The sequence below is a fragment of the Streptomyces sp. CO7 genome (assembly GCF_053474865.1).
In genome coordinates this window covers 1-12077 of record NZ_JBRIOU010000082.1, presented here as the reverse complement: position 1 = coordinate 12077, position 12077 = coordinate 1, and the positions used below count along the sequence as shown (strand labels likewise).

Genomic DNA, 12077 nt, shown 5'->3' with positions numbered 1-12077 from the left:
TTCGTCCTCACCCCTGGCCAGGCCGGTGACGCACCCGCGTTTCCCGAGGTCATGGCCCAATTACGGGTGCCGCGGCCGATCGGGCGACCCCGGACCACTCCGGACGTGGTCCTGGCCGACAAGGCCTGCTCGTCCCGCGCGATCCGATCCCGTCTGCGGCGGCGCGGAATCCGGGCGGTGATCCCGCAGCCCTCCGACCAGGCCGCAAACCGCAAGCGACGCGGCCGGCTCGGTGGCCGTCCGCCGGCCTTCGACCGAGAGGCCTACAAGCAGCGCAACACCGTCGAGCGGTGCATCAACAGACTCAAGCAATGGCGCGGCCTTGCCACCCGCTACGACAAAACCGCCACCATCTACCTCGCCGGACTTCACATCGCCGCGATCTTCCTCTGGTCAGCGAGATGATCCGAAAGAAACGGCCTAGTACTGCAACGGTGCTTGGCGTGACGGGAGACCGGTTGGGTCGTTGTCCTGGCCATGGGTGGGGACCTTGCCGAGGCCCGGACATGGGCCAGTGAACTTGATGTCCTGCATGGCCGCTTCATGGGTCGTTTCGCGAGGTCGGAACCGCGGGAGTCGGCTCTGGCCTACATGCGTGGGCTGATAGCCCCGCTGCAGCGGAAGAACGGCTGGACACTGGCCGAGGAAGCAGGTCATACAGGTCCGGACCGGATTCATCGACTGCTGAACCGAATCGAGTGGGATGCCGACCAGGTCCTCGACGACATACGGGAGTACGTCGTCGAGCATCTCGGGGATCAGGACGCGGTCCTGATCGTGGACGACACCGGCTTCCTGAAGAAGGGCGACCGGTCGGCCGGAGTGCAGCGGCAGTACTCCGGCACCGCCGGACGCACGGAGAACTGCCAGGTCGGCGTCTTCCTCGCCTACGCCACGGAGCGGGGCCGAACGCTGATCGACCGACGTCTCTATCTGCCCGCCTCCTGGACGGACGACCGCGAACGATGCCGCAGCGCCGGCATTGAGGACACGGTCAAATTCGCCACGAAGGTCGCCATCGCCAGACAGATGCTCCGCAAGGCCATCGCCGACCAGCTCCCGTTCCGGTGGGTAACGGCAGACGCCGGCTACGGCTACAGCAAGAGCTGGCGGACCGAACTCGAGCAGGCCGACGTCTTCCACGTCATGGCCACCACCCGCCACGACACCGTCGTCACCCGCTGGGCCCTCGACCATCCCGTTCGTGACCTCTTCACCGACCTGCCCCGCCAGAAGTGGAAACGCCGTTCCTGCGGCAAGGGCGCCCACGGCCAACGGATGTTCGACTGGGCGAGGGTGGAGGTCCGTCCCTGGCACCGACCCGACCGCCGTCACTGGGTCATCGCCCGCCGCAGTCTCAGCAGGCCCGACGAGATCTCCTACTTCATCGCCTACTGTCCCGCCGAGACCACGCTGGACGAGCTCATCCGGGTCGCGGGAAGCCGCTGGGCGATCGAGGAATGCTTCCAGACCGCGAAGCAGGAGTTTGGCCTGGATGACTACCAGGTCCGCCGCTACCCCGGCTGGCACCGCCACATCACCCTCGCCATGGCAGCCCACGCCGCCCTGACCGTCCTGCGCGCCCGAGCGCTTGACCTCCAGAAAGCAGAAACGGATCCTCCCAACTCATAGCCCTGAGCCTCGCCGAGATACGCCGTCTCATCCACCGGCTCACCCAACGCCACCTCGCACCCGTCGAACAGATCCTGCACTGGTCGCTCTGGCGCCGGCGACGCCAACACCAGGCCCGCACCTGCCACTACAAACGACGAGGCCACAGCCCATAAGCACCGTTGCAGTACTAGGTGGGCCTGCTGCTGCTCCTCCTGCCTACGCCGAGCGTCCTCTACCGCCCGCGCCTCGATCTCTCCAAGGATCAAGCCCAGGGCTTCTTCGAGCGTCCGGGTCTTCCGATCCCGCCAGCGACCGGGCCGACCGGTCAGGCCATGGGCCAGCTCCACGGCAAGACGAACGGAACGCTCCGGATCTGTGGACTCCGGGAACTCCTGTCTGACGGTGACGGTATACGCGAAGCCGTCGACAGCGACGTCCACTCCGCCCTCGCGCGGGTATAAGGACGACCCGGCCTTCCGCACCTCGTACCCTCGCCGGACCGCCTCAGCCGCCAGTCCCTGCAACAGCAGGAGCGACCTACGGCGCAGCGCAGACGGCATGACGAGTCGGCGCTCGTCGTCTTTGAGCGCGGTCACGATCGGATGGAGGTTCCCCAGTCGTGAGGGAGCGGGAACCGGATCCGCGCCCGCCTTCGGCCGTTGACTCCGCGCGTTGGGATGCGGGCCATCCGCAAGGGACAGCTCCAGCCCCGACCCACCGTACGGGACCTTCTCAATGCGCTTGCCCGCTGGTTCCAGGCTGTGCCGTTTCGCGTAGTTGGCGACGCGCCGCCACTCCGCGACCTCGTCGTCATCAGGGTCGGTGATCCGAACGCGGCCCTCGGCGACGAGCCGCTCGATCAGCTCTTGAGCCTTGGCCCGCCGGGCCCGCGCGACGGGCCTCTCGCTGTAGGGCGTCCGAGGGCTGGCGGGCACTGCCGGCTCGCTGCCACCAGCGACCGCAGGTTCGTCGTCGATCGTCAGGACCCCACCATCCCGCAAGGCATCGGCCGAGCGCCAGTCACTCGACATCCAGGCTCCACCACCCTCGCGGGAAACGAGGCCGTTCGACTGCCCGTGCTGCCGTACAGAGCCGAAAGGCACTCGTCAGCAGTGGGAGTCCCCTGGGACTTTTCTGGGACTTCCGGCCCCATCAAGCGGCACGAGCGTGAAACAGCCGAAAGGTCATTCGCGCAGCTCAGCGACCACTCGCCACTCATCGCGGCAGGTCACCGCGTTCACTGGTCTCTTCCGCGACATCTGACGCGCAGATGCCGTCGCACCCCCTTCGACCTGTACAGACCTGGTCCATGAGGGGGTGCGGCGGCACCTGTGGGACGTCTTCGGGCCTGGCGGCGTGACAGGTCACCGCACCGGCCGACGGGTTGGGCGGGCGGTGGTCAGGACGCCGCGGCGGTGCTTCGGCCGGCGTCGGCCGTCCCGGCGACACCTGCCGCCGGGACCGCGCCACGGCGGTCCGGCCGGACGAGGGAGAGCACCAGGGCGGCTCCTGCCAGCGCCGCGCCGGCCGCCGCCACCGACGGCAGCGTGTGGCCGCCGGCCAGCAGCAGACCGCCGAGCCAGCTGCCGACCGCGATGCCGACGCAGAAGGCCGAGTTGTTGATGGTCAGGGCCATGGTGGGTGACGATGCCCCCGCGGCGGTCACGATCCTGGTGTTGAGGGCCGGGATGGAGGCGAAGTACGCGGCCCCCAGCAGACTGAACAGCCCCGCCACGGCCCACCGGTCCCCCGGGGGGAGGGCCAGGAGTAGCAGGCCCGCCGCCGCCGTGCCCAGGGTCGCCGGGACGGCCGCGTACGGCAGACGGTCGGCCGCACGGCCGCCGACCGTGTTGCCGACGACGCCTCCCAGACCGAAGAGCAGCAGCAGGACGGTGACGGTCCGCGGCGCGAAGCCCACGGCCTGCGTGAGGTAGGGCGAGGCGTACGTGTAGAGGGTGAACACCCCCGCCGTGCCCAGGACGATCACCAGGGCGACCAGCAGCACCGGCCACGGCAGGGCGGGCGTCCGGCGACCCGCCCCGACCGCCTCCGGCCGGCGGGGGGCCGCCGCCGCGGGGGACTCGGGGACGGTGCACCACATCAGCAGCAGGGTGGCGGCCAGGCTCGACGCGGCGAGGGCCCAGAAGGTGGAGCGCCAGCCGTGGGCGTCCCCGATCAGGGTGCCGAGGGGGACCCCGGCCACGCTGGACAACCCGATCCCGAGCGTGACCTTGGCCCCCCAGGCTGCCCGGCGGTCCGCGGGCGCCATCTCCCGGGCCGCGGCCACGAAGGCAGCGATGAGGGTGGAGTGGGCCAGCGCGCTCACCACCCGGCCTGCCGTCAGCCAGCCGAATCCGGGAGCGAGTGCCGCCTGCACGTTGCCGAGGACGAACACGCCCATCAGGGCGGGCATGAGGACGGCACGACGGAGCCGGATCGTCACCGCGGTGACGAGTGGCCCGACGAGGACGACCGTGAGGGCGTACACGCTGATGAGCATGCCGACGGCGGTGAGTGAGACGTCGACGTCCCGCGCGACGGACGGCAGGATGCCGGCGATGACGCTCTCGGCGGTACCGATGCAGAAGGTGCAGGCCATCATCGCGAAGACGGGGAGCGGCATGGTGGATGGTCTCCTTGGTGGTTGCCCCGGTGGGGTCCCCGCCGGGCACGGGGGCGGCTCCTGCCGTACCGGAGCGGCGCCCTCGTGCCCGTCTCGACCGGGTCGTGCCGTGACGGGGAAGGCCGTCGAACGTGATGCCTCAGTTGGTGCCCACCGTCAGGGACCGGCTGGTGTCGCCGTCGTGCGCGGGGCGGGTGGGCGCCGGTGCGGGTGCGGTTGCCGGTGCGGGTGCGGTTGCCGACGTCGCCCGTGCCGCCCGGCTCCGTCGCGCCCAGGCCCGCATCACGGGCCGCTCGACGCCGGTGTAGAGCAGCCAGGCCAGCAGCAGGCTCACCGCCGCCAGGAGCACGGCCGCACCTACGGCCTCGGCGGGCGAGTCCGCCTCCCGGAAGCCCAGCCGCTCCTGCGTGACGGACAGCAGGATCTGGTGGACCAGATAGAAGGCGAAGGACACCTCGCCGAGCCACACGCACACGCGGCCGCTCACCGCGCTGTCGCGGCCCCGCGCGTCGCCCGCCGCCACGGCGGCGATGAGCAGGGCGAACGGGACGACGACGACGGCGTTGAGGGAGAACAGGAAGGGCACTTCGAGGCTCACCGCGTACCCGACCACCGTCAGCGCCAGGGCGGGCAGCGCTCCGAGCCCGATCCAGCGGCCGGACAGGACGATCCGGGCCATCAGGATGCCGAGCAGGAAATCCAGCACCCGGGCGGGCGGGAAGATGTAGACGAGCCACATCTGGGTGATCGAGTGGCCGTACAGCGGCGAGTTGGCGTGGTTGGAGCCGAAGGCCTCACCGGACGGGAGAAGTTGAACGGCCAGGGGCAGCAGCACGATGGCCGCGGCCGTGCCGGCCGCCCACCACCACAGCCGCTCGGCGCGGATCCGTGCCACCCGTCGGTGCAGTGCCGGGAACAGCAGGTAGAAGACCAGCTCGCAGGAGAGCGACCAGCTGGGATTGTTGATGCTGAAGAAGACGTCGTCGCGCGGGACCCATGCCTGGAGCAGCAGGAAGTTGGGAACGCCCTGTCCCCAGGTGGCGGAGACGTAGGCGTACGAGGCCAGGGCGAGGAAGAAGGTGACGACGTGGTTGGGAAGGATCTTGGCCAGCCGACGTCCCCAGAACGCGCCGGCGGTGTCGTCCCCGCGGGCCGACCAGGTCAGGACGAAACCGCTGAGGATGAAGAAGAACGTGACCCCCGCCCATCCGCCGTTCTTCAGGGCGGAGGCAAGAGGCCCGTGGCCTTCACCGTCGGTGGAGTAGGCGTCGAGCAGCGACAGGTGGAACAGGAACACCAGGAAGGCGGCGAAGAAGCGCATTCCGGTGAGTGAGGGCAGCCGGGACGAGTGGCCCGGAGCGGCCGGAAGAGCGGACACGGAGATCACCTCGTCGAGTGGGTGCTGACGTACGGGAGTTGGGTGGACGCACGGCCCTGGAGGGCGGGGCGTCGGCCGTCACCGGACGGCGGACGGTGTCATACGGGCCGGACGGACTGGGCGTGCCGGAAGAAGTCCGTGGGGTCCCAGGCGGCCTTGACCTTCTGCAGCCGCCGGTAGCCGCTCTTGTAGTAGAGGTCGTGCCACGGCACGCCCGAGCTGTTCCAGCGCGGGTCGCCGAGGTCGACGTCGGCGTAGTTGACGAAGCAGCCGTCGGTGTCCTCGTCGGGGACCGGCACACCGCCGGTCGCCGCGAACATGTCGCGATAGCACTCACGGACCCAGGCGATGTTGGCCTGGTCGTCCGCCGCGTCGCTCCACAGGGAGACGACCTGGTACTTGAGCACGGAGTCCCGCTGCGGCGCCGCGGTGGCGTCGGGGGCGACCCGGTTCACCGCTCCGCCGTACGAGGCGATCATGAGGAGGGCGCCGGGGTTGTGGAAGTCGTCGCGGGTCAGGTGCCGGTACGCGGCGGCGATGTGGGCGTCGGTGTAGTTGCGCCGGGCGTACACGGACTTGCCCTTGAACCTCACCGTGGGGTCCGGTCCGGTGAACCCGGGCCACTGCGTCGCATGCAGCCACGGCACCCGCCGGTACTGACGGACCTGGGGCCGGACCCCGACGCCGGCGCCGACCTCGGCTATGTAGTCCCGCAGCAGCCGTTCGGCACCGGGTGCGCCGGCGTCGACCAGCGAGTCGAGCACCACCGCGCCGGCCGACTTGTGGAAGGGCTTGAGCTGGCTGAACAGAGCGGTGTACGGGGAGTCCGGCGCGCTGTTGCGCGCGTGCCAGTCACCGTGGTTCCACATGAGCCGGGTGAAACGCGCCTCGGTCAGTTCCTCCCACGGCCAGGCCACCTCGCTGAGCCACACCTCCCGCGGCGGAGTGGGCAACTGCCCGGCCGGATCGCTTCCCGTCGCGTCCGGAGAGCGCAGCCAGTAGCGCGTCACCACGCCGAAGCTGCCGCCGCCACCGCCCGTGTGCGCCCACCACAGCTCGCGGTGCGGGTCGCCCGGCTCGCGGGTGGCGGTGACCGCGCGAGCGGTCCCGTCCTCCTGGACGACCACGATCTCGATGCCGTAGAGGTGGTCGACCGCCAGTCCGTCGCGTCGGCTCATGGAACCGTAACCGCCGCCCGGGATGTGGCCCCCGGCAGCGACGGTGGGGCAGTTGCCGGCCGGGAGGTACACGCCCCAGCCCTTGTACAGGCGGTCGTAGACCCGGCCCAGCGCGGCCCCGGGCTGGACGGAGAAGGCCCGCCGGTGCTCGTCGTAGGTGATCTCGTCCATCCGGGAGAGGTCGAGGACGACCTGCACCTCCCGGCTGGTGGTGAAGTCCTCGTAGCAGTGGCCCCCGCTGCGCACGGCCAGTCGTCTGCCGGAGTCGACCGCCTCCTGCACGGCCCTGACGACGTCGGACGTGGAGGTGGCCAGGACGATCCGGTCCGGGCTGCCGATCCAACGCTGGTTGGTGCCGCGCCGCAGGTCGGCGTAGCGCCGGTCCGGGGGCCGCACGGTGACCGGAGCCGGATCCGAGCCCGCGGCGGCGGATCCCCGGTCCACCGGCGTCGCGACGGCGGGGCCCAGGCCGGCCGCGGTGACCGCGAGGGCGCCGCCCGCGACGGCAGTGCCGGACAGGAACGCCCGGCGGTGAAGCCCCGTGCGCGCCGTGCCGGTGTGGCCGGCGCCCCGGGGCGAGCTGTCGGCGGCCGGCGAGTCGGAGGTGCTCGCGGGGCGGGTGGCGGAAGAAGGCATGAGTGATTCCTCGGAGTGACGGGACAGGGTGACGGGACGGGGTGACGGCGCGGGACGGGCCGGTGGCGCCGGCCGCGTGGGCGCGTCGGACGGAAGGCGGGCGGCAAGGCGCCCAGGTGGGTCAGGGAGACGTCCGGCCCCGCGCGACGGGGCTGTCGAGGGCGTCGAGGTGGATACCGAACCAGTCGAGGATCCCGGCGACGCGCCGGGCCTCCGCGAGGTCGGCGGTGGCCGGGCCCGTGACCGCGGCGCGCCGCGCGAAGGCCGACAGGGCTTCGGGGGACAGTGCCACAGCAGTGCCGGGGAGCAGGCACTGCTCCGCGTACTCGGCGCCCCGGTCCGGGCCGGCCGGGGGCCGGGTCGACCACACCAGACGCGGCGCCGGCACGCCGCGGGCGAGGGCACGGACCCAGTCCGGGGAGTTCAGGTCGCGCCGCAGCGCGTCGTACAGCAGATGAGCTCCCGCGATCCCGGCGCGGTCGCGCATGGCCTTGGCCTCCCAGCCGCCGATGCGGTCGAGCCGGGCGTTGACCATGGCGTTCACGGTCGCGACGGGGTACTCGACGGCGACCGGCCCCGCCCCGGGGGAGGCCGCCGCCGCGGACGACAACGCGCGCATCAGGCGCCGGTACCCGGCCGGTCCGTGGACGGGACCGGCGACCAGGACGCCCCTCGCGGACCGGGGCCCGCCCGCTGCTCCGCCTTCGGCGGGCGGCAGCGTGTCGCGGGCGGCGGGCATCGCGTCGGCGAGGGCCCGGGCCTCCGCTCCTGGGGAGACGTGGCGGAGGTCCAGCCAGAGTTCGGCCTCCGCCGCCGCTCCGCGTGGCGGTCCGTTCGGACGGGTCGGTAACGGAGTGAGCGTGTTCATCGGGGATCACCTCTTCGGAACGTATGCCGGCCGGCGGGCACGTGCGGCGGTGCGCCACGGCGCACGGCGGAGGTGGCGGCCCGCGGCCGAGGCCGGAATGCTGTGGGGAAACGTTCAGGCAGAGAGGTCGGCCGGTGCCGGTCGGGTCAGGGGCGGTCGTGCCAGCGCAGGTCGCCGGGCGTGGCGCGCCGGGCGGTGGTCTGCGCCTCGTAGGGCAGTGACCCGTCCGGCATGTTGATGATCTCCATCTGCATGCCGATCGGGGTGCCGAAGTAGAGCCAGCGATCACCGGCGATCGGACCCTCGGTGATCGTCTCCGGCTCGCCCATCAGGGTCACCCCCGCCTGCTCACGCAGGTAGGCGGCGGCCGCGTCCACGTCGTCGACGAAGAAGGCCAGGTGGTGGCCGCCGACATCGCTGTTGCGCGGGGGCCGGGAACGCAGGGCCCCCCTGCCGCTCTGCCGCAGTTCGACGTTGGCGGTCGGGCCGGTGCGCAGCAGGACCCGACGGCACCGCTCGGCGCCGGGCGGCCGATGTCCGTCCGGCCCGTCCGCCGCGCCCTCGCAGCCTTCCACCGGCTCGGCCCCCAGGACCTCGGTGAAGAAGGCGGTGGCGGCGTCGAGGTCGGCGACGGTGTAGCTCGCGTGCTCCACTCCCAGCAGGCCCAGCGAGCGCTCCACGGCGTTGGGGCGGGGGCGGGGTGTTGGGACGAAGCGCCTGCCGTCGGGCCGGTCGGGACCGCCGAGCGAGAGCAGGATTCCCACGGGAGTCAGGAACCAGCGGCGCGACCCGCCCGAGCGGTCCGGCGGCCCGAGGCGGACGGCGCCCGACCGGCGCAGGTGCTCCTGGGCCGCGTCCAGGTCGGACACCGTCAGGGCCAGGTGATGGCCGCCGACGTCGTTCGGGCCGGGCGGTGAGGTGATCTGACCCGGAGCGGTGTACTGGAAGAGCTCCAGATTGCTGTGGGCGCCGAGCCTGATCAGTCCCACCTGGGCCCGGGCGCGTGGGTGCACGCCCAGCTTCCGGGTCATCCAGTCGCCGGAAGGGTCCTCGACCGGTCCTTCCCGGTAGCAGAGCTCGCCGCCCAGCACTCCGGTGACGAAGGCGACTGCCTCGTCCAGTCGTGGCACCGTGAAGGCGTAGTGGTCGACGGCCCGTGCCGTGGGCAGTCCTGAGCATGTCGGCGACAGCGACGACGCCGAGACGGCCTTGAGCATGATTCCCCCTGAATCGGTGCGGCGGGTGCCGGTGACACCACGGCACACGAATGCCCGGACGTCGGCCCCCGCGGCGACCGGGACCGACCGAGTGGGACAGTAGGGCAACTTCATTGCGTGCGCAAGGACCACCTACAGGGAAGGCATTGGGGGACGCCACCCCACAGGCCGCTGAGCTGGGCGTCCTCCGCGCCGGAAAGGCCGGCTGGACGGTTCACGGGGCAAGTACCCGTGGATCTCCTTGTGGAGGCATGTAAACGGCAAGGAACCGGAGGGTTTCCCTGGCCCTTGCCGTTTCGTATTCTGGGCATGGTCCGGCCATCTCCTCCGACCCGGATCGAGCCTGCTCCCCCCGCCACGCTCGGAAGGGTCCTGGTGGTCGGCGGAACCCTCGGGCACCTTGAAGAAGGCGGCATCATGCGAACGCGCAAAGAAGACAGCGTCGAATTGTGGAGTCAACTGTCGGTTCTCGTCGCGGAGGTCGGGACCGCGCTGGACAGGAGGCTGTCCGAGGACTTCGACCTGGGGCTCACGGACTTCCTCGCCCTGCGGGCGCTGTGCAACGGCGACCCGGCCGGCATCCGCATGAACGAACTCGCCCAGCTCCTGGGCCTCAACCAGTCGTCGGCCACCCGCGCCGTCCAGCGGCTGGAAGCCCGGGACCTGGTCGAGAAGGCGGCGCACGCGACGGACCGCAGGGGTGTCGTGGTACGCGTCACCGACGCCGGCCGCACCCTGGTCGCGGACATAGGCGGCCTCTTCCGGCGCGAGGTGGGCATGGCCCTGGAGGTCGCCTCCATGGACAGCCGGACCAGCTCGGTCGTGGCCAGGTTGCGCTACGCCCCCACCGGCGACCGCTGACCCGGTCGCCCTCCCGTCGCACCCTCCGTCAACAGGCGGGGGGTTTCGTCGTCTCCGGCCACCCGATGCCGCCACACCGGACCGTCCTTCTTGCGACGACATGAACTCTGCGCACCCATCCGGACATCCCGGCGGGGCACTCGCGAAACAGGTGTGCAGCTCGGAGGGGACAGGCGTCCGGCGCCTGGCCCCGTTTTCGGACAGGGAACGATCCGACCGCCTCCCGATGTCCTTGCGTACGCAATGAACGATGTGTCAGGGTCGGTGCCGACCGAACGGGGGCGGGCCACGACGCGGTGGCCACGGCACGTGCCTGCGGCCCACGAGCCGCACGGCGGGCACGGGAGCGAACTGCCCCGACCGGATGCGCAGTGCGCCTGAATCGACTCCTCGACGGAGGCAGAAGCCTGATGCAGCAGAAGACCCAGACCACAGAGAGCAACGACGGCCTCTTCGCGGTGGGCAGCCCGGTCACGCACTGGTCGGTACAGACCAGCAAGCCGGTGCAGTACGAGATCCGGGCCTGCGAGAACCTGCTCGACCCGGAGAACCTCACCATCCTGGAGGACGCGTCGGGCGGCGGACGCCGGCGCCGCTTCGTCGTCACCGACCGCGTGGTCGACTCCCTCTACGGTGAGCGGATCCGCGCCTACTTCGAGCACCACGGCGTCGAACACCGCGTACTCGTCCTCGACGAGGGCGAGACCCACAAGTCGATGGACGCGGTGCTGCGGGTCACCGAAGCCCTCGACGCCTTCGGCGTCGATCGCCGTCGTGAGCCCGTCATCGCCGTCGGCGGCGGCGTCCTCATGGACATCGTCGGCTTCGCCGCCAGCCTCTACCGGCGTTCCACGCCCTTCATCCGCATACCCACCACCCTGATCGGCCTGGTGGACGCGGGAGTCGGCGCGAAGACCGGGGTCAACCACAACGGGCACAAGAACCGGCTCGGCACCTACTTCCCGGCGGACCGCACCCTGCTGGACCGGTCCTTCCTGGCCACTCTCGACGCACGGCACATCAGCAACGGCCTGTCCGAGATCCTCAAGATCGCCCTGATCAAGGACGCCCGTCTGTTCGACCTGCTGGAGCAGCACGGCGCCGACCTGCTGGAGGCCAAGCTCCAGAGCCCCGCGGCCAGCGGCCCCACCCCCGCCGAGGTGCCGGTGGACCAGCGGCTCGCGGCGCGCGGCCTGCACCTCGATCCCGCGACCGAGGTGGTCGAGCGGGCCATCCAGGGCATGCTGGAGGAACTCCAGCCCAACCTCTGGGAGAAGGTGCTCGAACGGGTCGTCGACTACGGCCACACGTTCAGCCCCACCATCGAGATGCACGCCCTTCCCGAGCTGCTGCACGGGGAGGCCGTGGCCGTCGACATGGCGCTCACCACCGTCATGGCCGAGCGCCGCGGACTCCTCAGCGCGTACCAGCGTGACCGCGTCCTGCGGGTGATGGAGCGGCTGGGCCTGCCGACCTGGCACCCGCTGTGCACGTCGCAGCTGCTCGGGGCGGCCCTGCGCGACACCGTGCGCCATCGTGACGGCAAACAGCGGCTGCCGCTCCCGGTCGGCATCGGCAGCGCCGTCTTCGTCAACGACGTCACCGAGGCCGAACTCGGCGCGGCGGCCGACGCGCTCGGGCTGCTGTCCTCCGGGGTCTCGCGATGACCGTCGCCTCCACCACCCGCCCAGCGGCGCCGGCC

The 12077-nt window shown here is 71.3% G+C and carries 10 protein-coding genes; 4 read left to right on the top strand and 6 right to left on the bottom strand.

What is annotated here, in order from left to right:
• Both ACOV8S_RS31220 and ACOV8S_RS31215 read left to right on the top strand, forming a co-directional pair.
• On the top strand, positions 1-405 hold a 405-nt coding region (locus ACOV8S_RS31220), incomplete at its 5' end, for a transposase (protein ID WP_448321853.1).
• A 72-nt stretch (positions 406-477) separates the two neighbouring features.
• Positions 478-1632, top strand: coding sequence for an IS701 family transposase (locus ACOV8S_RS31215; RefSeq protein WP_448321852.1), 1155 nt, complete (start codon positions 478-480; stop codon positions 1630-1632).
• Here ACOV8S_RS31215 and ACOV8S_RS31210 read toward each other — a convergent pair.
• From ACOV8S_RS31210 to ACOV8S_RS31185, 6 genes are all read right to left on the bottom strand, one after another.
• Positions 1515-2645: a hypothetical protein gene (locus tag ACOV8S_RS31210; protein ID WP_448321851.1), complete on the bottom strand. Its 1131-nt coding sequence runs from the start codon at positions 2643-2645 to the stop codon at positions 1515-1517. The two genes, ACOV8S_RS31215 and ACOV8S_RS31210, sit on opposite strands and share 118 nt — an antisense overlap.
• 368 nt (positions 2646-3013) lie before the next feature.
• Complete coding sequence (locus tag ACOV8S_RS31205; RefSeq protein ID WP_448321850.1) at positions 3014-4237, bottom strand: MFS transporter; 1224 nt, start codon at positions 4235-4237, stop codon at positions 3014-3016.
• A gap of 139 nt (positions 4238-4376) precedes the next feature.
• Positions 4377-5615: an acyltransferase family protein gene (locus ACOV8S_RS31200; RefSeq protein WP_448321849.1), complete on the bottom strand. Its 1239-nt coding sequence runs from the start codon at positions 5613-5615 to the stop codon at positions 4377-4379.
• 98 nt (positions 5616-5713) lie between these two features.
• Positions 5714-7429, bottom strand: coding sequence for an FAD-binding protein (locus tag ACOV8S_RS31195; RefSeq protein ID WP_448321848.1), 1716 nt, complete (start codon positions 7427-7429; stop codon positions 5714-5716).
• Between the two features lie 121 nt (positions 7430-7550).
• Complete coding sequence (locus tag ACOV8S_RS31190; RefSeq protein ID WP_448321847.1) at positions 7551-8297, bottom strand: hypothetical protein; 747 nt, start codon at positions 8295-8297, stop codon at positions 7551-7553.
• Positions 8298-8443: 146 nt separating this feature from the next.
• Positions 8444-9514: a VOC family protein gene (locus tag ACOV8S_RS31185; RefSeq protein WP_448321846.1), complete on the bottom strand. Its 1071-nt coding sequence runs from the start codon at positions 9512-9514 to the stop codon at positions 8444-8446.
• A 417-nt stretch (positions 9515-9931) separates the two neighbouring features.
• Here ACOV8S_RS31185 and ACOV8S_RS31180 point away from each other — a divergent pair, with 417 nt between their 5' ends.
• Both ACOV8S_RS31180 and ACOV8S_RS31175 read left to right on the top strand, forming a co-directional pair.
• Positions 9932-10375 carry a MarR family winged helix-turn-helix transcriptional regulator gene (locus ACOV8S_RS31180; protein ID WP_448321845.1) on the top strand — a complete coding sequence of 148 codons (444 nt, stop codon included), beginning with the start codon at positions 9932-9934 and terminating at the stop codon, positions 10373-10375.
• A gap of 410 nt (positions 10376-10785) precedes the next feature.
• On the top strand, positions 10786-12042 hold the full coding sequence (locus tag ACOV8S_RS31175) for a sedoheptulose 7-phosphate cyclase (RefSeq protein ID WP_448321844.1): 1257 nt from the start codon (positions 10786-10788) through the stop codon (positions 12040-12042).
• The last annotated feature ends 35 nt before the right edge of the window (positions 12043-12077 follow it).